Origin of the sequence: Burkholderia sp. Tr-862, assembly GCF_011753085.1 — a bacterium.
Lineage (GTDB): Bacteria > Pseudomonadota > Gammaproteobacteria > Burkholderiales > Burkholderiaceae > Burkholderia > Burkholderia ambifaria.
In genome coordinates this window covers 1-22,513 of record NZ_VWWG01000108.1, presented here as the reverse complement: position 1 = coordinate 22,513, position 22,513 = coordinate 1, and the positions used below count along the sequence as shown (strand labels likewise).

Below are 22,513 nucleotides of genomic sequence, written 5' to 3'. Positions count from 1 at the left end.
CCATCCCGAACAGGACCGTGAAACGACTCTACGCCGATGATAGTGCGGATTCCCGTGTGAAAGTAGGTAATCGTCAGGCTCCCTAAGCCAGAAACCCCCGCCCGAAAGGCGGGGGTTTTTGCATTTGTGGCGCCGGAAAGGGCGATAGTGGCGCTAGCGCCAGCGCTGGCGGGCCGGTGGGTCAGCTAGGTCGGCCGGCATCACACTTCCTTGATTCACCGTCACAGACGAACCTCCCCAGGCAACACCAATGAAAAATCTCGTCCCGCTTCTGTATTGCTTCGCCCTGCTGGGATGGGCTGCGCAGTCTCACGCTGACTGCGTCCATGCGCCATTTCACGCAAAATTCCAGGACGCAGACGGCGATGTGGGCCCGTTCGCCAATATGAAGTTTTCCCTGATCCGGGTGTCGGATGGCGCCGTGGTTTATCAAGGGACAACCGACGACCAGGGGCGAGCTGATTGGCGCGATGCGTGTCGAGGTGAGCACTATAGAATTCGACAGGATGGCCTGATGGGCGAGTAACATCGCCGATCTTCTCCGATATTGGCTCAAATACGCGCTTGTTGACCTCAGTGGCATGTGTGGCCGATCGCCGACCCAAGTCGAATCTATGCGCATAAAGTGGTTTCAGCGCCACGTGTCGGCAGCACGAGGTTCGGACGCTTCAGGGTAATATCGCCACTCGTCCGGCTTCCGCACGTGGTTGCCGGTGTGCTCCGCCTTCCGCAACTGCATCGTTCATGACTTCCAGCTCTGCTCAGAGTGGTCGGACGACCGACTTCTTGCCGTATCTCGTCGCCGCGACCTTCTTCATGGAGTATCTCGACACGACCGTGATCGCGACCGCGCTGCCGCAGATGGCGCATTCCTTCGGTGTCGGGCCGAATGCGCTGAGTCTCGGGATGACGGCCTACATGCTCGCGCTCGCGGTATTCATCCCGATCAGCGGCTGGATCGCGGACCGATACGGTTCACGCACGGTGTTCGGCAGCGCGATCGTGATTTTTACCGGGGCATCGATTCTGTGCGGGCTGTCCAACGGCGTGGTGACGTTTACGGCCGCTCGCCTGCTGCAGGGCGTCGGCGGGGCGATGATGGTGCCGGTCGGGCGGATGATCGTCGTGCGCAGCACCGAGAAAGCACGGCTGATGCGCGCGATCGCGACGATCACGTGGCCGGGTATCGTCGCGCCGGTGGTGGGGCCGCCGATCGGCGGCTTCATCACGACCTATGCGTCCTGGCGATGGATCTTCCTGTTGAATGTGCCGCTTGGCCTCGCCGCGCTGGTCTGTACGTGCTTGATCGTCCGGAACGCGCGCGCGGACGACCAGCGGCCGCTCGATTGGGTCGGGTTCGTGCTGGCGGGCGGTGCGCTGACCTGTCTGCTGCTGGGTACCGAAACGGCTGGACAGCAGGATGCGCAGTTCACGCGTGCGGCCGTGCTGGTCGGGGCCAGCGTGTTGTTCGGCATCGCCGCGTGGCTGCACGCGCGGCGTTGCGCGCACCCGCTGCTCGACTTCACGACGCTGAAGGTGCCGACCTTCTCGGTCACGGTGCTCACCGGATCGGTCACGCGGATTGCGGTCAATGCGGTGCCTTATCTGCTGCCACTGCTGTTCCAGATTGGTTTCGGGCTGTCGCCGTTTCAGTCCGGGTTGCTGTTGCTCGCGAGCGCGCTCGGCAATCTGGGCATGAAGGCGGGCACGTCGTGGATCCTCGATCGTTTCGGGTTCCGCCGCGTCGCGCTCGTCGACGTGACGATCGTCGGCTTCTTCACGATCGCCTGCGGCTGGCTGACCGCGTCGACGCCGCTCGCGATCACGCTGCTGGTCGTATTCGTCTACGGACTGACGCGCTCGATGCAGTTCACGACGCTGGCGACCCTCGCCTATGCCGATGTTCCGTCGCACCAGACGAGCGCCGCGAGCACACTGTGGAGCGCCGCGCAGCAGATGACAATCGGGATGGGAATTGCATTCGGCGCGCTGGCATTGCGGCTCGCCGCGCTGATGCGCGGCGATGCGGTCGGGATTCACTACGTGCTCGACGATTTTCGCTGGGCGTTCGTTGCCGCGGGCGTGCTTGCACTGCTGACGTTGCCGGGCTATGCGCGGCTCGCATCCGATGCAGGCGACCGACTTCGGGCGAGTGCTGCGCGAGGGTAGGTTGAACGGCCGGTCATGCGTGAATGGCGACGGGGGCGTATGGTCGCGCTCAGTCGCTCCGCTCACCTGACGGTTCGATTTGTCACGGGCGCGATGAACCTTCGCGCATGCATTGCATGAGCTGGCACGGCCGTGTTGCTGGCGAGGTCCAGCCGCCATCCCGCGCATGCACGAGTTCGGGCATGATGCGGCGCGCGCCGCCGCCGTGCTCGCGTCGGTTGCCGCTACTGAGCATCATGAAAGATGATGCCAACCGTATGGCGGTGCCCGGTCCGGATACGGCTCACGCCGTGACGCAGGTTGACGCGATAGACGCCGCGCGTTCCCTGCACGGGCCGGCCGTGCACGGCGAAGATCACGGCGTCGCCTTGTGTCAGCGGCACCACTTCCGCACGCGATTGCATCCGCGGCCGCTGTTCCGTGAGCACGAACTCCCCACCCGTGAAATCCCGGCCCGGCGCCGACAGCAGGATCGCGACCTGCAGCGGAAAGACGTGCTCGCCATACAGGTCCTGATGGAGGCAGTTGTAGTCGTCCGGACCGTACTGCAGGATCAGCGGCGTCGGTCGCGTCTGTCCCGCCGCGTGGCAGCGCTCGAGGAATGCCGCGTGGTCGGCCGGGTAGCGGACGTCGATCCCGAGCGCCTGGTTCCAGCGATTCGCGATCGGCGCGAGATGCGGGTAGATCGCAGTTCGCAACGTGTCGACGACTGCTGGCAGCGGATAAGCGAAATACCGGTATTCGCCGCGGCCGAAGCCATGCCGCGCCATGACGACGCGCGAACGGTAAAGCGCATCGCGCGGATAGAGCGATGCCAGCGCCGTGCATTCGTCGGCGCAGAGAAGGCCCGGTACGCGAGCGCACCCATAGCGATCGAGTTCGGTACCGACGGCGGTCCAGTCGAGTGTGCTTACGCGTTGCGCGAGGTCGGCAGCTTCGATGGCGGGTTGCAGATCGGCGATGTTCACGGGTGTACCTCGTTCGTCAGCGATAGGGATAGGGTGTCGTGCGGGCATGTCGCGCGCGCCGGAATAGGCGCGGGCGGGTCGCAGCGGGATGGTCGGCGAGGCGATGTCGGGCAGCGTTGCGAGCACGACCGCGTCCACGAAAAGTCGATGAACCCAGTCTAATGTCGTCGGTACGACGGCGCGCTCCAGATCTTGCGCTTCAATTCGGGAGAGAGGGGGCAGATCGCGGCCGCGAGCAGGCGGGCGCAACGGCGATTCATTGCGCCGCCGTTACGCGACTGACCGGAATAAGCTCAGCACAGTGTGCGCGACACGGACGGCGAGAGGGCCTGCGAGGCGAAGAGGCGAAGAGGCGAAGAGACGAGGTGAGGAGACGTAGCAACCGAGCCAAATCCTTCACGGTGAGCGACCGGTTCCCCGGCCGCTCACCGTCCGTCCGCTCAGGCGATCGACCGGAACAGCCAGTAAAGTCCAGCCGCGAGTGCGATCGACGCGGGCAGCGTCAGCACCCACGCGAGCACGAGGCTGCGCACCGTGCTCCACTGCAATCCGGACCCGTTCGCCGCCATCGTGCCCGCGACGCCCGACGACAGCACGTGCGTCGTCGACACGGGCAGCCCGTACACATCGGCCGCGCCGATCGTCAGCATCGCGACGAGTTCGGCCGACGCGCCCTGTCCGTACGTCAGATGCTGCTTGCCGATTTTCTCGCCGACGGTCACGACGATCCGCTTCCAGCCGACCATCGTGCCGAGACCCAGCGCGATCGCAACAGCCACTTTCACCCAGGTCGGAATGAACTTGGTCGCATGATCGAGCTGCTTGCGGTAGTTGTCGATCGCGAGCTTGTCGTCGGCGGCGAAGGCGGGCTGACCCGCCTTCTCGATCAGGCGAATCGCTTCGGATACCAGATACATCGTGTTGCGCACGTTGTCGACGTCGCCCTGCGGCACGGCCGCCATCGAGCCCGACGAGCCGACCGCGGTCGCGAGCGACGTGGACAGTTGCTGCACGGCCGGCAGCACGGCAGGCGTTATCTCGCGGTGCTGCACGAAGTGCTCGACGTCGGCGCGCGGATTCGCGGACGGCGCGACGCCGTTCGAGTATTTCGCGAAGGTCGCGGCAGCCTGGTTCGCGACGGCGACGAAGGTCTGCGATTCGGCCGCCGTGACCGCCTTGTTCAGCGCGTACGCAGTCGGCATCGTGCCGATCAGGATCAGCATGATGAGGCCCATCCCCTTCTGCCCGTCGTTCGACCCGTGCGCGAACGACACGCCGGTACACGTGAGGATCAGCAGGCAGCGGATCCAGAACGGCGGCGGCTGATCCTTCTGCGGCTCCTTGTACAGTTCCGGAATCCGCACGACGGCCTTCAGCACGAGCAGCAGCAGTGACGCGCACAGGAAGCCGACGATCGGCGACAACAGCAGCGACTTGCCGACGCCGAGCGCCTGGCCCCAGTCGACGCCGCTCGTGCCCGACGGCCCGTGCATCAGCTGGTTCATCAGCCCGACGCCGATGATCGATCCGATCAGCGTATGCGAGCTCGACGACGGCAACCCGAAGTACCAGGTCGCCAGGTTCCAGACGATCGCGGCGATCAGCAGCGCGAACACCATCGCGAAACCCGACCCGCTGCCGACCTGCAGGATCAGCTCGACCGGCAGCAGCTGCAGGATGCCGAAGGCGACGGCCCCGCTGGAAACCATCACGCCGAGGAAGTTCCACATGCCGGACCAGATCACCGCGACGTTCGGCGTCAGCGAGTGGGTGTAGATCACGGTCGCGACCGCATTCGCGGTGTCGTGGAAGCCGTTGACGAATTCGAAGCCGAGCGCGATCACCAGCGCGGCGCCGAGCATCAGGTAGGGGAACAGCGACCCTTCGCGCACGGGCGACAGATCGGCGATCAGGTGGGTGGCGATATAGACGGCGCCGGCCGCGAGCACCAGCAGAAAGACGGCATAGCCGACCTGTCGGGTACGTTCGGTGGAGCCGGAATGGTTCGCGGCGGACGAAGCGGGCTGATTCATGGCGGCATCTCGTAGGTAACCGCAGCCGATCCTAGCTTTCGCTACCAGTCAGTTTGATGACAGTCGGGAGGACGAACCATTTTCTTACAGTCGTGTAAGGAAATGGCGCTGTCAATCTCCATATAGTGAGCAGGCGGGCTTACGCATCGGCATCGCGTCGAACGTCGTCCGTGATCGACGTCCAGCCATCTCCCGACGCGGCGAATACCGTGCACGACAGCGGCGCGACGTCGATGCGGGTCGCCGCCTTCGCGTCCATCCGGCGCACGTGCGCGATGGCCGCACGAACGATCGCCGCATGCGTGATCGCGACGATGTCGCGGCTACGTGGCAGTGCGTTCAACCATGCGCCGATCCGGCGCGCGACGTCTTCGAACGATTCACCGCCGTGCGGCGACGCGGACGGATCGTCGATCCAGGCGCCAAGTTCGTCCGGCAGGTCGCGCGCGAGGTCGTGCAGCCGCTTGCCGTGCCAGTGGCCGTAGTCGACATCGCGCAGCGCGTCGTCGATGCCCGCGCGCAGCCCGAGCGCGTCGGCGGTCTGCTGCGCACAACGTGCGGGGCTGCACAGCACGATCGCGCCGGGTGAGCCGGCGAACCGCCCGCGCAGCGCGGCAGCCTCGGCGAGCCCGGGTGCATCGAGCGGATCGTCGGCGGGAAACGCGCCGGTGCGCATCGCGCGGGTCGGCGCATGCGCGATCAGGCGCAGCAAGGCAGGTTGGGTCATGTCGATGGCCGGAGGGTTCGGAACGGCCGCGCTCGGGTGCGCGGGCCTTCAACACGCGAACGTTCGCGCGTACAATTCGCCCGATACGAAGGGCGGAAGCCGGTGCAAGCCCGGCGCGGTCGCGCCACTGTAACCGGGGATCTTCAATCCCGGAAGCCAGACCTGCCTTCGTATTCCATCCAACATTTGTCGGGGCGCGATTCCCCTGAGGTGCATCCATGAGCGAAGCAGTGCTGAAGCCGGTCGTCGTGCCGGCGCCCATTCCCGTCCGCGAACTGTTGCCGTGGGCCATCTTCGTCGGCCTGATCCTGTTGCTCGCGCTCTATTTCGTCGGTGCGGAACAGGGGGCGACGTCGCTCGTGCCGGGCATGTACGTGCACGAGTTCGTCCACGACGGCCGCCATCTGCTCGGCTTTCCCTGCCACTGACGCGGAGTACACGATGGTCGGAAAGCTGCTCATGCGCGGGATGCTCGCAGGCATCGCCGCAGGCCTCCTCACGTTCGGTTTCGCCAGAATCGTCGGCGAACCGCAAGTCGATCAGGCAATCTCCTTCGAAGAAAAAACCGAAGCCGCGAACGGCGAAGCGCCGGAGCCCGAACTGGTCAGCCGCCACACGCAGGCCGGCGTCGGCCTGCTGACGGGCGTCGTGACCTACGGCGCGGCATTCGGCGGGCTGTTCTCGCTGGTCTTCGCGTTTGCATACGGGCGAGGCAGCCGCCTCCCGGCACGGCCGCTCGCGGCATGGCTCGCGGCGGCGGCGTTCGTCGCGCTCGTGATCGTGCCGAACATCAAGTACCCGGCCAATCCACCGGCGGTCGGCGACCACGACACGATCGGCTATCGCACGGGCCTGTTCTTCCTGATGATCGCGATCTCGATCGCGACGATGGTGTTCTCGGTCAGCGTGCGTCGTCATCTGCTGGCGAAGCTCGGCCCGTGGAACGCATCGATCGTCGGGGGACTCACGTTCGTCGCGATCATCGCGGCCGTGCAGATCGGGCTGCCGTCGATCGATGAAGTGCCGGCCGAATTCCCGGCCGCGGTGCTGTGGAAGTTCCGCGTCGCCGCGATCGGCATGCAGGCGATCATGTGGACGACGATCGGCCTGCTGTTCGGCGCATGGGTCGAACGCGGCGAACGCGCCGGCATGCGCGCCGCCTGACGCGCATGGCATCGGGGCGCGCCTAGCGCAGCATGCGCGGCGCGCTCCACGTCGATTCGCGCGCCAGCGCGACGAATGCGGCCAGATAGTCGATCGACGCGTCCGCCTCGCGGATGCCCAGGAAGATCTGTTTCGCGATGCCCTTCTTCCCGAGCTTGACCGGCACGACCGGCATCCGGTCGGCGTATTCGTCGGCAAGCCATCTCGGCAGCGCGGCCACGCCGCGCCCGCTCGCCACCATCTGCAGCATGATGTCGGTCGTCTCGATCGACTTGTGGCGCCGCGGCACGATGCCGGCCGGCGTCAGGAACTGGTTGTAGATGTCGAGCCGGTCGGTCTCGACCGGATAGGTGATCAGGACCTCGTCGGTCAGCTGTTCGGGCGTCACGTAGTCGGCGTTCGCGAACCGGTGCGCATCCGCGACCACCAGCACCTGCTCGTAATCGAACACGGGATCGAAGCGCAGCCCCGGCTTGTTCAGCGGGTCGGGCGTCACGAGCACGTCGATGTCATGGCCGAACAGTGCGCCGATGCCGCCGAACTGGAAGCGCTGCTTCACGTCCACGTCGACGTCCGGCCAGCGCGACAGGTACGGCGACACGACCTTCAGCAGCCACTGGTAGCACGGATGGCATTCCATCCCGATGCGCAGCGTGCCGCGCTCGCCCTTTGCATACTGCTTCATCCGCTCCTCGGCGAGCTCGAACTGCGGCAGCAGCCGGTTCGCCAGCTTCAGCAGATATTGCCCGCCCTGCGTCAGCCGCAGGCCGCGGCCCTCCCGATCCCAGATCGGCGTGCCGAGCTGCTGCTCGATTTTCCGGACGGTATGGCTGAGCGCCGATTGCGTGAGGTGCAGCGCGTTGGCGGCCGCGGTCAACGAGCCCTGGCGCTCGACTTCACGGATCACGACGAGATGGAATCGTTCCAGCATGGATATCGCTCACTCCGCAAACACATGAAATAATTTAATGGATGAATGAAATAATGCCATTTTATTTCATGGGATGAAATCCCTATGATGGCTGCCGGATCTTCAATTTCTCTCTGGACGGCAGCTTCATGGTTACGACACACAATCTCGGTTTTCCGCGCATCGGCGCGAAGCGCGAACTCAAGTTCGGTCTCGAACGCTACTGGAAGGGCGAATCGTCGCGCGACGAGCTGAAGGCACTCGGCGCCGAGCTGCGCGAGCGTCACTGGAACGACCAGCGCGACCTCGATCTCGCGCCGATCGGCGATTTCGCGTTCTACGACCAGGTGCTCGACATGAGCTTTACGCTCGGCAACCTGCCGAAGCGCGTGCAGGGCTTCCACGGCGACGTGCTCGACAACTATTTCCGCGTCGCGCGTGGCCGCTCGGCGCAAGCGGCGGACGAGCATGCAGCGTGCTGCGGCGGCGTTTCCGCCGGCGAAATGACGAAGTGGTTCGACACGAACTATCACTACATCGTCCCGGAATTCCACGCGGACACGAACTTCTCGCTCGATCCGTCGTGCCTGCTTCAGCAACTGGCCGAAGCTCGGGCGCTGGGCGTCGCCACGAAGCCGGTGATTCTCGGCCCCGTCACGTACCTGTGGCTCGGCAAGGCGAAGGACGATTCGGATCGCCTCGCGCTGCTGCCGAAGCTGCTGCCGGTGTACGGTGCGCTGCTCGACACGCTGACCGCGCAGGGCGTCGAATGGGTGCAGATCGACGAACCGATCCTCGTCACCGAGCTCGACGCCGAATGGCGTCAGGCATTCCGCACCGCGTATACGGCGCTGGAAACGCGCCGTATCAAGCTGCTGCTCGCCACCTACTTCGGCCCGCTTCGGGACAACCTGACGCTTGCGGCATCGCTGCCGGTCGACGGCCTGCATGTCGACGCGATCAACGCCCGCGACGAAGTCGACGCGCTTGTGCGCGAACTGCCGGCCGACCGCGTGCTGTCGGTGGGCGCGATCAACGGCCGCAACATCTGGAAGACGGACCTGAACGCGACGCTCGACTGGCTCGAGCCGCTCGCGAAGCAACTGGGCGATCGCCTGTGGATCGCGCCGTCGTGCTCGCTGCTGCACGTGCCGGTCGATCTCGCGAGCGAAGAGAAGCTCGACGCGGAGATCCGTTCGTGGCTCGCGTTCGCGCTGCAGAAGCTCGACGAACTGAAAGTGCTCGCGACGGCGCTGAATGAGGGCCGCGACAAGGTGGCCGACGCGCTTGCCGCCAACGCCGCCGCGATCGACTCGCGCCGCCGTTCGCCGCGCGTGAACAACCCGGCGGTGAAGGCCGCGATCGCGCGCATCGACGCGCAGCTTGGCAACCGCGCGAGCCCCTATACGCAGCGCGCGCCGAAGCAGTCGGCACGCCTGAACCTGCCGGCCTTCCCGACGACGACGATCGGCTCGTTCCCGCAGACCGCCGAAATCCGCCAGGCGCGCAGCCGGTTCAAGTCCGGCGCGCTGGATGAAGCCGGCTACCGCGCGGCGATGCAGGCCGAGATCGAGCGCAGCGTGCGCGAACAGGAATCGCTCGAACTCGACGTGCTCGTGCATGGCGAAGCCGAGCGCAACGACATGGTCGAATACTTCGGCGAGCAGCTCGACGGCTACGCATTCAGCCAGTTCGGCTGGGTGCAGTCGTACGGTTCGCGCTGCGTGAAGCCGCCGATCCTGTTCGGCGACATCAGCCGTCCGAAGGCGATGACGGTCGAATGGATCACGTACGCGCAGTCGCTGACGAACAAGCCGATGAAGGGCATGCTGACCGGCCCGGTGACGATCCTGAACTGGTCGTTCGTGCGCGACGACCAGCCGCGCTCGGTGTCGTGCTACCAACTTGCGCTCGCGATCCGCGACGAAGTGCTTGATCTCGAGAAGGCCGGCGTGCGCGTGATCCAGATCGACGAGGCCGCGCTGCGGGAGGGGCTGCCGCTGCGCCGCGCGCAATGGGGCGAGTACCTGAAGTGGGCGGTCGAGTCGTTCCGCATCACCGCGAACGGCGTGCAGGACGACACGCAGATCCACACGCACATGTGCTATTCGGAGTTCAACGACATCATCGCGTCGATCGCCGATATGGACGCGGACGTGATCACGATCGAGACGTCGCGCTCGGACATGGAACTGCTCGACGCATTCGACAGCTTCAGGTATCCGAACGAGATCGGGCCGGGCGTGTACGACATCCATTCGCCGAACATCCCGACGCAGGATCACATCGTCGGCCTGATGAAGAAGGCGGCCGAGCGGATTCCGGCGGAACGCCTGTGGGTGAATCCGGACTGTGGGCTGAAGACGCGCCAGTGGGCGGAAGTGATTCCGGCACTGACGAACATGGTCGCCGCCGCGAAGACGCTGCGCAATCGCGCGCCGTGACGCGGGAGCGCGGACGGCGCCGTCGCCACGATGCCGGAACGTCGCGGGCCATCCCCCAACCGCTGGGCCGTTCGCGTCAATTGCGCCGCGTCGCCGCGCCGAGCGGCACCGCGGCGAGGTCGACGTAGCGGAACGCCGCGCGTGCATCGCGAATCGCCGCGGGATCGAGCGTGACGTCGACGATCGCTTCCCGATCGCCGGGCGCGACCGCGATGCACGTGCCGTCGGGGGCTGCGACGAGACTCGTGCCGCTGAACGTGTAGCGGTCGCCGGCGCCGACGCGGTTCGCCATCGCGACGTAGAGCTGGTTTTCCAGCGCGCGCACCGGGATCATCCGGCGATGCACGTCGCCGTACGGGTTCATCATGCCGTCGAGTATCACGATCAGTTCGGCCCCGGCATGCGCGAGCGCGCGCGCCGTTTCCGGAAACTCGAGATCGAAGCAGATCAGCAGGCCGACCTGTATCCCATGCCACGTGCAGACCGGAAACGCGTCGCCGGCCTCGAACACGCCGAGGTCGGATTCGTACAGATGCGTCTTCCGATAGCGCAACAGCACGTCGCCATTCGCATCGATCAACAGCGCGGTGTTGAAGAAGCGCGAGCCGTCGCGTTCCGGGAAGCCGAACGCAACGGCGACCGCCGCATCGCGTGCGGCATCGCGTACCGCGGTGACGGACGGCCCGTCGAGCGGCTCGGCCAGCCGAGCGACGTCGTCGGGCGTCGGAAAGCCGCTGGAGTAAGTTTCGGAGAACACGACGAGGTCGGCTGCGCCGCGCGCGGCGGCGATGATCGCGAGCGCTTTTGCGAGATTGCCGGCAACGTCGCCGTCGCGCAGTGCCGACTGGACGATGCGAATGCGCGGACCGTTCATCGTGCGTCTCCCTGCGCCGCGGTGGCGGCCGGCGCATCGGGCGCGGGTGTTTGGGCGATCACGCGCCGCTCGTGGTCGAGGTCGAGCGAGCGCGACAGCAGCCCGTAGACGCCGCCCGCGACGACCAGCCCGACGAGCCACGCGAGATCGACGCCGCCGAGCATCCGCGCGAACGGGCCGACGAACACCTCGCGGTTCGCTTCGGCGTCGAACACATAGAAGAACGGCACCATCGCCGCGAAGCCGATCAGGTACGACAGGATGCCGCGCAGTTGCCACGCACCGTACAGGCCGCGCGGCGTGAAGAAGTGCGCGATCGCGTAGCGGCCGCGGCGCACGAAGAAATAGTCGACAAGGTTCACCGCGGTCCACGGCACGAGGAAGTAGAGCATCAGCGTGAGGAACGTCTGCAGTAGCGCGATGCCGTTGCCACGGATCGCGAACACGCAGCCGAGCACAAATGCGCTGATCGCGACGATCGACACGACGCGCGCGCGGCGGGTCGGCCTGATCGGCACGAGCGAATCGATGCCGGTGAGCACGGTCAGCATCGCGCTGTACGCATTGAGCGCGATGATCGGCAGGAAGCCGGCGAGCGACACGATCGCGATCAGCTTGCCGAGGCCGGGTGCGAGCGACGTGCCGACGTCGTTCATCGCGACCAGCGCATCGGCCGCGTGCAGCGTCTGCGCGAGCCATGCGCCGAGCCCGATCATCCACGCGCCCGACAGCGACGCGCCGGCGAAGATCACCGCGATCAACTTCGCGCGGCTCGTGTGTTTCGGCAGGTAGCGCGAATAATCGGACACGTAGGGCGCATACGAGATGTTGTAGCTCGCGGCGATCGCGAACTGCGTCGCGAACGCGATCCAGTTGAAGCCCGGCGCGGCGGCGGTGCCCGCCTGCGCGGGCGCCGCGTGGCCGAACGCGACCGCGAGCGTGACGAGTGCATAGAGCGGCAGCGTCGCGACCAGCGCCCACTTGAAGGTGCGGTGCATCAGGTCGTGGCCGTAGATCGCGAGCAGCGCGCCGATCGACACGGCCGCGACGGCGACGAATCCGCCGTCGATCCCGAACACGTTATGCACGCCGTCGACAATCAGCGACACGTTCACGACGTTGAAGCCGACGAACACGAACAACGTCGCGAGCAGCGCGACGATCACGCCGCGATAGCCGAACTGCGCGCGCGACTGGATCATCTGCGGCAGGCCCATCTCCGGGCCCTGCGAACCGTGGAACGCCATGAAGAGCGTGCCGAACATGATGCCGAGCGCGCCGGCGAGCGTGGTCCAGCCGGCCGACAGCCCCATGCCGGGCCCGACGAAGCCGATCGAGATCGTGAAGAAATGGAAGTTGCCGAGGAACCAGAACGGGCCCTGGCTCGCGAGTTTCGCGTGGCGTTCGGTTTCGGGGATGTAGTCGATCGAGCGATGCTCGATCTCGAGACCGGCCGGTTCGGCGCGGTCGAGCGCGAGGGTGTCGGGGCGGTTCATGACGGCAGTGTCTCCTGGCGCACGGCTGCGAGGCCGGGGCGCGCGCAAGCCTGCCGCGACAGCGTCGCAGCAGGCCCTGAATGATCGTGTAGGGGGGAGGACGGCCCGGGAGGCCGCCCGTCGGGTGGTGCGTCAGGCGGTGCGAGCGCCGCGCGGCAGCGCTTCACGCGGCGCGCCCGCATCGTCCATGCTGACGCGGCGCGAGATCAGCCACACGCACAGCGACGACAGCACGGCCGCACTCGTGTACTGGATCGCGAGCGGCCACCATTGCGGCGCGACGTTCTGCGCGATCAGCGTGGCGACGAGCGGCGTCAGACCGCCGGCGATCGCGCCGCACACCTGGTACGCGATCGAGATCGCCGTGTAGCGGATGCGCGCGATGAAGATACCGCTGACGAAACCGGTGACCACCGAGTAGTAGCCCGATTCCGCGAGCGTCGCGAGGCCGACGCCGACCGTGATCGACAGCGGCGTGCCCATGTGCACGAGCGGCAGCATCACGAACGGCACGATCGCGGCCCAGGCGCCGGTGATCAGCAGCACGCGCGTCGTGCCGAAGCGCTGCGCGAGGAACGCGGCGGCGAGCTGCACGACGAACTGCAGCACGGCGACGATGGTCATGCAATGCAGCACCATCGACCGGTCGAGCGACAGGAACTGCGTCGCGTAGCTGATCATGAAGATGTTGCTGAAATACACGCCGGCGATCCCGTACACATTCGCGCCGATCGCGAGCAGCAGCAGCGGCCAGTACTTGAGCGCTTCGCGCACCGGGTTTTGCGCGGTGTTGCCGCTCTTCCTGACTTCCTCGAACTCGGGCGACTCCGACACGCTCGCGCGGATCACGAAGCCGACCACCAGCAGCACGGAACTCGCGAGGAACGGCACGCGCCAGCCCCAGCTCATCATGTCGTCCTTGGACAGCGTGCTGATCGCGCCGAACGCGAGCATCGACAGGATCAGGCCGCTCGCGCTGCCGAGCTGCGCGAACGACGCGAAGAACGTGCGCTTGCCTTCGGGCGCATGCTCGCCGGCGAGCAGCACTGCGCCGCCCCATTCGCCGCCGACCGCGATGCCTTGCAGCACGCGCATCAGCACGAGCAGGATCGGTGCGATCACGCCGGCCTGGGCGTGGGTCGGCAGCAGGCCGATCGCGACCGTCGACACGGCCATCAGCATCAGCGTCGCGAGCAGCGAACGCTTGCGGCCGAAGCGGTCGCCGAGATAACCGAACATCACGCCGCCGAGCGGCCGCGCGAAGAAGCCGACCGCGAACGAGCCGAACGACGCGAGCAGGCTGACGAAGCGGTTTTCACCGGGAAAGAACAGCGGCCCGAACACGATGGCGGCGGCGGTCGCGTAGCTATAGAAGTCGTACCACTCGATCGTGGTGCCGACGAACGACGCGAGCGCCGCCCGCTTCGGTTGTTTGACGGAAGTCCCCATCTGCTTTTTGTGCTCCTCTGGAATCCTCTGATTTGGAATAGGTCGCGTGGCCCGATCAGTCGCGGTATGCGACGCCGGGCAGCACGCACAGCAGCTCGTATGCGAGGTTCGCGCCGAGCAGCGCCGTGGTGCCGAACGGGTCGTAAGGCGGCGCGACTTCGACGAGATCGCAGCCGACGATGTTCAGCCCCTTCGCGCCGCGGATGATCTCGAGCGCCTGCGGCACCGTGAGGCCGGCGATTTCCGGCGTGCCGGTGCCGGGCGCGTAGGCCGGGTCGATGCCGTCGATGTCGAAAGTGATGTAGAGGGGCGTGTCGCCGACGCGCGCGCGCACTTCTTCCATCAGCGGCGCGAGCGACTTGTTCCAGCATTCCTCGGCCTGGACCACGCGGAAGCCCTGCTCGCGGCACCAGTCGAAATCCTCGGCCGCGTAGCCGGTGCCGCGCAGGCCGATCTGCGTGACCTTGTCGGCGTGCAGCAGCCCTTCCTCGACCGCGCGGCGGAACGGCGTGCCGTGCGCGATCTTTTCGCCCATCATCGTATCGTTCACGTCGGCGTGCGCATCGACGTGGATCAATGCAACCTTGCCGTGCTTGCGGTGGATCGCGCGCAGGATCGGCAGCGCGATCGTATGGTCGCCGCCGAGCGTGATCGGCTTGCAGTCGTGCTCGAGGATCGCGTCGTATGCGGCCTCGATGCGCGCGATGGAATCGTGCAGGTTGTACGGGTTGATCGCGACGTCGCCGATATCGGCGATCTGCAGCGAATCGAACGGCGCGGCGCGGGTGGCCATGTTGTACGGGCGCAGCAGCACGGATTCGGTGCGGATCTGGCGCGGGCCGAAGCGTGCGCCGGTGCGGTTGGAGGTGCCGAGATCGAACGGGACGCCGACGAAGCATGCGTCGAGGCCCGCGGCGCTCGCCACGTGCGGCAGGCGCATCATCGTCGCGATGCCGCCGCAGCGCGGCATTTCATTGCCGCCGAGCGGCTGGAAATGGGTATGGTCGTTCATGGTGTCTCTTCCGATGTGGGGTTGCCGTATCATGCGACGCGGTCTGGCGCATAGTCTTACGCGTCCGACCGCAAAGAAGAATGCGAAGATATCGACGTAAACATCGATTTTCATCGATGTATGGAAGGGGAATAGCGTGCTGGGGAATCTGTCGACCCTCGATCTGCGGTTGATCCGCGTGTTTCTCGCGGTCACGGACGCGGGCGGCGTGTCGGCCGCGCAGGCGATGCTGAACGTCGGCCAGTCGACGATCAGCGCGCAGTTGTCGTCGCTCGAGACGCGGCTCGGCTACCGGCTCTGCGAGCGCGGCCGCAGCGGCTTCCGGCTCACGCCGAAGGGCGAGCGGTTCCATGCGATGAGCCGCAAGCTGCTCGCGGCGCTCGACGAATTCGGGATGGCGGCGCGGCACATGGACCGCCAACTGGTCGGCACGCTGAACATCGGCCTGATCGGCCATACGCCGATCAGCCAGAACGCGCGGATCGCCGAGGCGATCGCCGCGTTCCGCGCGCGCGACCAGGCCGTGCGCTTCTCGATCTCGGTGCGCGCGCCGGGCGATCTCGAGGAGAAGCTGCTGAGCGACGAGATCCAGATTGCCGTCGGCTATTTCTGGCATCGCGTGCCGTCGCTGCATTACACGCCGCTGTTCATCGAGCGGCAGATCGCGTATTGCGGGCGCGGCCATCCGCTGTTCGACGTCGCCGGCGCGCTGACGCCGGCCGATGTCGCGGAATTCGAGTGGGCGTGGCGCTCGTATCCGCTGCCGGAGGCGCAGATGTCGACGACGCCCGACCGCGTGACCGCGACCGCCGACAACATGGAGGCCGTCGCGCTGCTGATCCTGTCGGGCCATCACCTCGGCTACCTGCCGCAGCACTTCGCGGCGCCGTACGTCGCGCAGGGGCTGCTCGCGCCGCTCAATCCGGAGGAGTTGCGCTACGACGTCACGTTCCACATGGTCGTCGCGCGCGACGGGCGCGGTAATCCGCTCGTCGAGGCGTTTCTCGAGGATCTCGAACACGCGCACCAGGCGCCCGACGCCGTGTGAGGGCCGCTGGCGTCAAACAGGTGAACAAGTGTTACGCAGCGGGCGGCCAACCGCCCACATCGATGCGCGTCGAAGTGACGGGACGCGTGGGCTAACATGCCGCTTTCCGCCGTTGGCCCGCCGCATCACGGCACCGGCAATCCCGCGTCGTGCTTCACCTCCCGCAGCGACAGCGCGGATTCGATCGACGTCACGCCGGGCAGCATCCGCAGCGAATCGCGAATGAACGTGCCGTAGTCGTCGAGATCGCGTGCGACCACCTGCAGCAGGTAGTCGGCCGTGCCCGCGACGTTGTGGCACGCGAGGATCCGCTCGATGGCGAGCACTTCCCGTTCGAACCGGTCGGCGACCTTGCGGTCGTGCGTCGCGAACCGCACGAGCACGAACGCGACGACGCCGTAGCCGAGCGCCTGGCGCGACAGCTGCGCGCGGTAGCGCTCGATGTAGCCGTCGTTTTCGAGACGTTTCAGGCGCCGTGCGCACGGCGTCTCGGACAGGCCGACGGAATCGGCGAGGCGCGCGATCGGCAGGCGGCCGTCGCGCTGCACCGCGGCGAGAATCGCGCGATCGGTTTTGTCGAGTTCGGTCATGTTGGCGGAATCCGTGTTGTGGTTTCAGGATTGTGGCGGATTCCGCTATGGATCGCCAATTCTCGGCCACAGATGGCCAATAATCCCTCCACCTTCGGCGGCAACATATCGTCATTGAAGGACGGGGGCAGACCATGATTTCCACGCATTTGCTGTTGATTTATCTCGCCGCGCTGGCGGCCATCTACGCGGTGCCGGGCCCCGACATGGCGCTCGTGCTGCAGACCAGCATCGGTCGCGGCGTGCGGCCGGGAATGGCGGCGGCAGCCGGCCTGTCGCTGTCGCGCACCGCGCACGTGACGCTGTCCGCCTGCGGCGTCGCGGCGCTGATCCGCAGCGCGCCGTGGCTGTATGAAGCGATCCGCTACGGCGGCGCGCTGTATCTCGCGTACGTCGCGATCCAGGTGTTCCGCTCGCCGGTGTTCGCGCTCGGCGACGGCGACGCGGCCGCCGCGGGCGAGCTGCGTCAGTCGTTCTTCAAGGGGCTGCTGACGAACCTGCTGAACCCGAAGGCGCTGCTGTTCTGCTCCGTGCTGCTGCCGCAATTCGTGCGGCCCGAGGCCGGGCCCGTCGTGTGGCAGATGTTCGAACTCGGTGCGATGCTCGTCGCGGCCGGCGTGTGTTTCGACCTCGCATGCGTGTTCGGCGCGTCGCGCATCGCGGCGTGGATGCGCGCGCATCCGCTCGCGCAGACGGTGCAGCGCTGGACCTTCTCGGCGGCGCTGATCGGCTTCGCGCTGCGCCTGTCGATGGACTGATCCGCACCAGCGCACTGCAGTGCACCAACGAACGCGGAGCCGCGCGCAATGCCGGCCTTCGCGCGCGGGCCCCGACAACGACAGGGCACGCGCGCAAATCATCTGACTGTTCTAAACTTCCTTTGACTTCGCGCTGCCGCGAACCGACGACCGGACGGAACCGTCTGCCGCCGGTCCTGTCCGATTTCCTGGCTGTTCCGTGCAACGCGATACCAAGGAGGGTCAGAACATGGCAAGGCATCTTCAAGCCGACCGTGAACCCCGCATCGTCGCCGAGTCCAAGTGCCTCGGTCAGTGCGATCCGGCAGAACGCATCCACGTCACGATGATGTTGCGGCGGCAGGAAGAAGGGCAACTCGACGCATTGGTCAATCAGCTCGCCGCTGGCGACACCGACGCAAAACCGCTGTCGCGCGATGCCTTCGCGCAGCGTTTCTCCGCCAATCCCGACGACATTCGCAAGACCGAGGACTTCGCGCACCGTCACCAGCTGACGGTCGATCGCGTCGATCCGGTCGAAAGCGTCGTCGTGCTGTCCGGCACGATCCAGCAGTTCGAGGCGGCATTCAGCGTGAAGCTCGAGCGGTTCGAGCATCGCTCGATCGGCCAGTACCGCGGCCGCTCGGGCCCGATCGCGCTGCCGGACGAGCTCGGCGATGTCGTCACGGCCGTGCTCGGCCTCGACAGCCGGCCGCAGGCGCGGCCGCACTTCCGGCTGCGTCCGCCGTTCAAGCCCGCGCGCGGCGCCACCTCGGTCACGTTCACGCCGCCCCAGCTCGCGTCGCTGTACGGTTTTCCGGCCGGCGATGGCGCCGGGCAATGTATCGCGATCGTCGAACTCGGCGGCGGCTATCGCGCGACCGATATCCAGCAGTATTTCCGCGGGCTCGGGATCGACAAGCCGCCGACGCTCGTCGACGTGAACGTCGGCACCGGCCGCAACACGCCGACCGGCGACGCGAACGGCCCGGACGGCGAAGTCGCGCTCGACATCGAGATCGCCGGGGCGATCGCGCCGGCTGCCAAGATCGCGGTCTACTTCGCGCCGAACAGCGACGCAGGCTTCATTCAGGCCGTCAACGCGGCGGTCACCGACAAGACCAACCGGCCGTCCGTGATCTCGATCAGCTGGGGCGGCCCGGAAGCGATCTGGCAGGCGCAGTCGGCCCATGCGTTCAACCGCGTGCTGCAGGCCGCCGCCGCGCAGGGGATCACGGTGTGCGCGGCGTCGGGCGACAGCGGCTCGGGCGACGGGCTGCAGGACGGCGCCGATCACGTCGACTTCCCGGCGTCGAGCCCATATGTGCTTGGCTGCGGCGGCACGCAGCTCGACGCGCTGCCGGGGCAGGGCATTCGCAGCGAGGTCACGTGGAACGACGAGGCGGCCGGTGGCGGCGCGGGTGGCGGCGGCGTCAGCACGATGTTCGACGTGCCGGCCTGGCAGCAGGGGCTGACCGTCGCGCTCGCCGACGGCAGCAGCAGGCCGCTCGCGAAGCGCGGCGTGCCGGACGTCGCCGGCGATGCGTCGCCGCAAACGGGCTACGAAGTGTCGATCGCGGGAACGCCCGCGGTGATGGGCGGCACGAGCGCGGTCGCGCCGTTGTGGGCCGCGCTGATCGCCCGGATCAACGCGGCGGCCGGCGCATCGGCCGGCTGGATCAATCCCGCGCTGTACAAGAATCCGGGCGCGCTTCGCGACGTCACGAAGGGCTCGAACGGCACGTATGCGGCCGCGTCCGGCTGGGACGCGTGCACGGGGCTCGGCAGCCCCGACGGCGCGAAACTCGCGGCGATCCTCGCGCGCAAGCCATCACGCTGACGCGCCGGCACAGGCCTTTCCATGTGACGCGGGTTTCCTGCCCGCGTCTTTTTTCACCTCCAGGAGCAGCACGATGGGCATCGATTCCGCATCTTCCGGCGGCGTGTATCCGCTGCATCACGGCGACCACAATTCGCATAGCGTGCCGCCGACCATCAATCCCGTCGCGCTGAGCCACGGCCGCGACCAGCCGTTCTTCGATCCGGTCGCGTACGGCAACGGCCCTGACGACTCGGTGACCGACACGACCGAAGCGGCCGCGATCACGCACCACACGATCCTGATCGGCGGCAAGCGGATTGCGTACACGGCGACGGTCGGCCATCTCGTGACGGTCGACCCGAGCAGTTCGCAACCGGCCGCGAAGATCTTCTACGTCGCATTCACGGCCGACGGCGCGAAGGAGGAAACGCGGCCCGTCACGTTCTTCTACAACGGCGGGCCCGGTTCGTCGTCGGTGTTCGTGCTGCTCGGCTCGTTCGCGCCGAAGCGCATCAAGACGTCGATGCCGGGGTTCACGCCGCCCGCGCCGTACCAGCTGGAAGACAACCCGGACAGCATGATCGATCACAGCGACCTGGTGTTCATCAATCCGGTCGGCACCGGCTATTCGGCGGCCGTCGCGCCGAACAAGAACCGCAATTTCTGGGGCGTCGACCAGGATGCGGATTCGCTGAAGCAGTTCATCAAGCGCTACCTGACGAAGAACAATCGCTGGAATTCGCCGAAATACCTGTTCGGCGAGTCGTATGGCACCGCGCGCAGCTGCGTGCTCGCGTACAAGCTGCACGAGGACGGCGTCGACCTGAACGGCGTCACGCTGCAGTCGTCGATCCTCGACTACCGGCAGGCCGGCAACCCGGTCGGCGCGCTGCCGACCGCGGCGGCCGACGCGTGGTATCACAAGAAACTCGGCGTCAAGCCGGCGCCGACCGATCTCGGCGCGTTCATCGAGGAGGTCGCGCAGTTCGCGCGCACCGATTACCTGAAGGCACTGCGCAACGTGCCGCATGCCGACCCGGCCGCCGTGCGGAAGCTGTCGGAATACACGGGCATCGACACGGCGACGCTGCAGACATGGGGGCTCGATATCGCCGGTTACAACGCGCGCGGCAATTCGCTGTTCCTGACGACGCTGCTGCAGGCGCAGGGGCTGGCGCTCGGTTCGTACGACGGCCGCGTGACGGCGATCTCGACCGGTATCGCCGGCAAGATCGATCCGAACTCGGGCGGCAACGATCCGACGATGACGGCCGTGACGGGCGTCTACACGGCGATGTGGAACAGCTACCTGAACGAGCAGCTGAAGTTCACGTCGAACTCCGCATTCACGGACCTGAACGACCAGGCGTTCCAGAACTGGGACTTCAGCCATATCGACCCGACCGGCGCGCAGCAGGGCATCGATGCGAAGGGGAACGTGATTCTCTACACGGCGGGCGACCTCGCCGCGGTGATGGCGCTGAACGTCGACCTGAAGGTGCTGTCGGCGAACGGCTTGTACGATTTCGTCACGCCGTTCTACCAGACCGTGATCGACCTGCAGCAGATGCCGCTCGAGGATCAGAAGGTTCGGCAGAACCTGTCCGCGCGCTTCTATCCGTCGGGGCACATGGTGTATCTCGACGGCGGTTCGCGCACCGCGCTCAAGCGCGATCTCGCGACGATGTACGACGCGACGGTCAGCGATACGGGCGCGCGGCTGCGGATTCGCGCGCTGCAGGCGAAGAAGACGGGCGGGCACGCGTAGCGTCGCCCGTCGTGCTCGTGCCGTGCGTGACCGCTAGGGTTCGCGCGGCACGGTTTGATTGACGTGGTCGACTTACGCGGTCGGCCAGTCGAACGGCGTATACGGCAGCGCGCGCTTGTGGCGCGAACCGTCGTAGAAGCGCAGCACCGTTTCGTACACCGTGTCGGCGACGGTCTTGCCTTCGAGGAAATCGTCGATCTCGTCGTAGGTGACGCCGTATGCGTGCTCATCGGGGCGCAGCGGACGCAGTTCCTCGAGGTCGGCCGTGGGCACCTTCATCACGATCAGTTCGTCGCCGCCGAGCGCGCGGGCGACCGCACGCACGCGGCGCTTGCTCAGGCCGGCAAGCGGAAGCACGTCCGCGCCGCCGTCGCCGAATTTCGTGAAGAAGCCCATCAGCGATTCGGCCGCGTGGTCGGTGCCGATCACGATGCCGCGCCGCGCGCCGGCGACCGCGTACTGCGCGATCATGCGCTCGCGCGCCTTGATGTTGCCGTGCACGAAGTCCTGCTGCGCCGGGGTTTCGAACGCGTGGCCCGACGCGACCAGCGACGCGAGCATCGCGTCGGCCGCGGGCTTCACGTCGACCGTGAACGTCTCGTCCGCGCGCACGAACGCAAGCGCGCGCTGCGCATCGGCTTCGTCGTTCTGCACGCCGTTCGGCAAGCGCATCGCGATGAAGCGGGCATCGTAGCCGCCGGCGCGCAACTGTTCGACCGCCAGCTGCGCGAGCCGCCCGGCCGTCGACGAATCGACACCGCCGCTGATGCCGAGCACGTAGGTCCGCAGGCCGGTGGAACGAAGGTACTGCGCAAGGAAATCGACGCGCCGGGCGATCTCGGCGTCGACGTCGAAGTGCGGGGCGACGTTCAGTTCGGCAATGATCGCGCGTTGGCGGCTGGCGTAATCGGCGGATGTCATGGGGGTGGTTCCGGAACGAAATGCGAGGCGCCCATCATAAGCGCAATCGGGGCGCGGCGCCGCGCCGGGCATGCGATCCGGCGGCTTCGCGTTGCATCGGCGAGACGCGGTGCATCGTCATGGTGCAACGCGCGCGGCGGCGCACCCGGGCGTGCGCGCGGATGCTTCGTTTCGACGCAGGGTGGGGGCGGCGTTTCCTGTCGCCTGACCGCCTGCGTCAGCGCCGCGCGAGCACGACACCCACCAGCGCAAGGGCGAAGCCGGCGAGCTGGACGGTCGCGAGCGTTTCGCCGAACAGCAGGTAGCCCTGCAGCGCGGCGAGCGGCGGCGCGAGGAACAGCAACGACGTCGCGCGTGCCGCGTTGCCCCGCCGCAGCATCA

20 protein-coding genes and 1 riboswitch are annotated in these 22,513 nt (G+C 66.7%); of the genes, 9 read left to right on the top strand and 11 right to left on the bottom strand.

Going from position 1 to position 22,513, the window contains the following annotated elements; all coding sequences use genetic code 11:
• Positions 1 to 250: 250 nt before the first annotated feature.
• Together F3J14_RS24190 and F3J14_RS24185 are read left to right on the top strand one after the other, a co-directional pair.
• Positions 251 to 526 carry a hypothetical protein gene (locus F3J14_RS24190; RefSeq protein WP_166725141.1) on the top strand — a complete coding sequence of 92 codons (276 nt, stop codon included), beginning with the start codon at positions 251 to 253 and terminating at the stop codon, positions 524 to 526.
• Positions 527 to 744: 218 nt separating this feature from the next.
• Positions 745 to 2,169 carry a DHA2 family efflux MFS transporter permease subunit gene (locus tag F3J14_RS24185; RefSeq protein ID WP_166725140.1) on the top strand — a complete coding sequence of 475 codons (1,425 nt, stop codon included), beginning with the start codon at positions 745 to 747 and terminating at the stop codon, positions 2,167 to 2,169.
• Positions 2,170 to 2,393: 224 nt separating this feature from the next.
• Here F3J14_RS24185 and F3J14_RS24180 read toward each other — a convergent pair whose 3' ends face one another.
• The 3 genes from F3J14_RS24180 to F3J14_RS24170 form a co-directional block, all read right to left on the bottom strand.
• Positions 2,394 to 3,137: a 2OG-Fe(II) oxygenase gene (locus F3J14_RS24180; RefSeq protein ID WP_166725143.1), complete on the bottom strand. Its 744-nt coding sequence runs from the start codon at positions 3,135 to 3,137 to the stop codon at positions 2,394 to 2,396.
• Positions 3,138 to 3,577: 440 nt separating this feature from the next.
• Positions 3,578 to 5,170: an inorganic phosphate transporter gene (locus F3J14_RS24175; protein WP_166725139.1), complete on the bottom strand. Its 1,593-nt coding sequence runs from the start codon at positions 5,168 to 5,170 to the stop codon at positions 3,578 to 3,580.
• Between the two features lie 139 nt (positions 5,171 to 5,309).
• Complete coding sequence (locus F3J14_RS24170) at positions 5,310 to 5,897, bottom strand: histidine phosphatase family protein (protein ID WP_166725138.1); 588 nt, start codon at positions 5,895 to 5,897, stop codon at positions 5,310 to 5,312.
• A 42-nt stretch (positions 5,898 to 5,939) separates the two neighbouring features.
• Positions 5,940 to 6,082, top strand: a riboswitch (cobalamin riboswitch).
• Positions 6,083 to 6,115: 33 nt separating this feature from the next.
• On the opposite strand from F3J14_RS24170, the gene F3J14_RS24165 reads away from it, so the two are divergent.
• Together F3J14_RS24165 and F3J14_RS24160 are read left to right on the top strand one after the other, a co-directional pair.
• Positions 6,116 to 6,325 (top strand): CbtB-domain containing protein, encoded by a 210-nt coding sequence (locus F3J14_RS24165; protein WP_006752367.1) that lies wholly within the window; start codon positions 6,116 to 6,118, stop codon positions 6,323 to 6,325.
• A gap of 13 nt (positions 6,326 to 6,338) precedes the next feature.
• Positions 6,339 to 7,061 (top strand): CbtA family protein, encoded by a 723-nt coding sequence (locus F3J14_RS24160; RefSeq protein ID WP_166725137.1) that lies wholly within the window; start codon positions 6,339 to 6,341, stop codon positions 7,059 to 7,061.
• A 22-nt stretch (positions 7,062 to 7,083) separates the two neighbouring features.
• Here F3J14_RS24160 and F3J14_RS24155 read toward each other — a convergent pair whose 3' ends face one another.
• Positions 7,084 to 7,992, bottom strand: a complete 909-nt coding sequence (locus F3J14_RS24155; protein ID WP_059532643.1) for a LysR family transcriptional regulator — start codon at positions 7,990 to 7,992, stop codon at positions 7,084 to 7,086.
• Positions 7,993 to 8,120: 128 nt separating this feature from the next.
• Here F3J14_RS24155 and metE point away from each other — a divergent pair, with 128 nt between their 5' ends.
• Complete coding sequence (gene metE / locus F3J14_RS24150) at positions 8,121 to 10,415, top strand: 5-methyltetrahydropteroyltriglutamate--homocysteine S-methyltransferase (RefSeq protein WP_166725136.1); 2,295 nt, start codon at positions 8,121 to 8,123, stop codon at positions 10,413 to 10,415.
• A 76-nt stretch (positions 10,416 to 10,491) separates the two neighbouring features.
• On the opposite strand, the gene F3J14_RS24145 is transcribed toward metE, so the two are convergent.
• The 4 genes from F3J14_RS24145 to speB all read right to left on the bottom strand — a co-directional run bounded on the left by F3J14_RS24145 (position 10,492) and on the right by speB (position 15,246).
• Positions 10,492 to 11,289 carry a carbon-nitrogen hydrolase family protein gene (locus F3J14_RS24145; protein WP_166725135.1) on the bottom strand — a complete coding sequence of 266 codons (798 nt, stop codon included), beginning with the start codon at positions 11,287 to 11,289 and terminating at the stop codon, positions 10,492 to 10,494.
• Positions 11,286 to 12,785 (bottom strand): cytosine permease, encoded by a 1,500-nt coding sequence (locus F3J14_RS24140; RefSeq protein ID WP_166725134.1) that lies wholly within the window; start codon positions 12,783 to 12,785, stop codon positions 11,286 to 11,288. Before F3J14_RS24140 ends, F3J14_RS24145 begins: the two co-directional genes overlap by 4 nt.
• Before the next feature lie 132 nt (positions 12,786 to 12,917).
• The gene (locus F3J14_RS24135; protein WP_166725133.1) at positions 12,918 to 14,234 is read right to left on the bottom strand and encodes an MFS transporter; all 1,317 of its coding nucleotides are present in this window, start codon (positions 14,232 to 14,234) and stop codon (positions 12,918 to 12,920) included.
• A gap of 55 nt (positions 14,235 to 14,289) precedes the next feature.
• Positions 14,290 to 15,246: an agmatinase gene (gene speB / locus F3J14_RS24130; RefSeq protein ID WP_166725142.1), complete on the bottom strand. Its 957-nt coding sequence runs from the start codon at positions 15,244 to 15,246 to the stop codon at positions 14,290 to 14,292.
• Between the two features lie 136 nt (positions 15,247 to 15,382).
• On the opposite strand from speB, the gene F3J14_RS24125 reads away from it, so the two are divergent.
• Positions 15,383 to 16,294 carry a LysR family transcriptional regulator gene (locus F3J14_RS24125; RefSeq protein ID WP_166725132.1) on the top strand — a complete coding sequence of 304 codons (912 nt, stop codon included), beginning with the start codon at positions 15,383 to 15,385 and terminating at the stop codon, positions 16,292 to 16,294.
• A gap of 125 nt (positions 16,295 to 16,419) precedes the next feature.
• Here the strand turns inward: F3J14_RS24125 and F3J14_RS24120 are convergent, their stop codons facing one another.
• Positions 16,420 to 16,884, bottom strand: a complete 465-nt coding sequence (locus F3J14_RS24120; RefSeq protein ID WP_006752374.1) for an Lrp/AsnC family transcriptional regulator — start codon at positions 16,882 to 16,884, stop codon at positions 16,420 to 16,422.
• A gap of 134 nt (positions 16,885 to 17,018) precedes the next feature.
• Between F3J14_RS24120 and F3J14_RS24115 the strand changes: the two genes are divergently transcribed.
• The 3 genes from F3J14_RS24115 (at position 17,019) to F3J14_RS24105 (ending at position 21,211) form a co-directional block, all read left to right on the top strand.
• Positions 17,019 to 17,642 (top strand): LysE family translocator, encoded by a 624-nt coding sequence (locus F3J14_RS24115; protein WP_006758659.1) that lies wholly within the window; start codon positions 17,019 to 17,021, stop codon positions 17,640 to 17,642.
• Between the two features lie 229 nt (positions 17,643 to 17,871).
• A complete protein-coding gene (locus F3J14_RS24110) occupies positions 17,872 to 19,461 on the top strand; it encodes a S53 family peptidase (protein WP_166725131.1) in 1,590 nt (529 codons plus the stop codon).
• A 73-nt stretch (positions 19,462 to 19,534) separates the two neighbouring features.
• On the top strand, positions 19,535 to 21,211 hold the full coding sequence (locus F3J14_RS24105; RefSeq protein ID WP_166725130.1) for a peptidase S1: 1,677 nt from the start codon (positions 19,535 to 19,537) through the stop codon (positions 21,209 to 21,211).
• A gap of 72 nt (positions 21,212 to 21,283) precedes the next feature.
• On the opposite strand, the gene nadE is transcribed toward F3J14_RS24105, so the two are convergent.
• A complete protein-coding gene (gene nadE, locus F3J14_RS24100; RefSeq protein ID WP_166725129.1) occupies positions 21,284 to 22,132 on the bottom strand; it encodes an ammonia-dependent NAD(+) synthetase in 849 nt (282 codons plus the stop codon).
• Positions 22,133 to 22,349: 217 nt separating this feature from the next.
• Positions 22,350 to 22,513: EamA family transporter (locus F3J14_RS24095; protein WP_166725128.1), on the bottom strand; the 164-nt coding region annotated here is incomplete at its 5' end.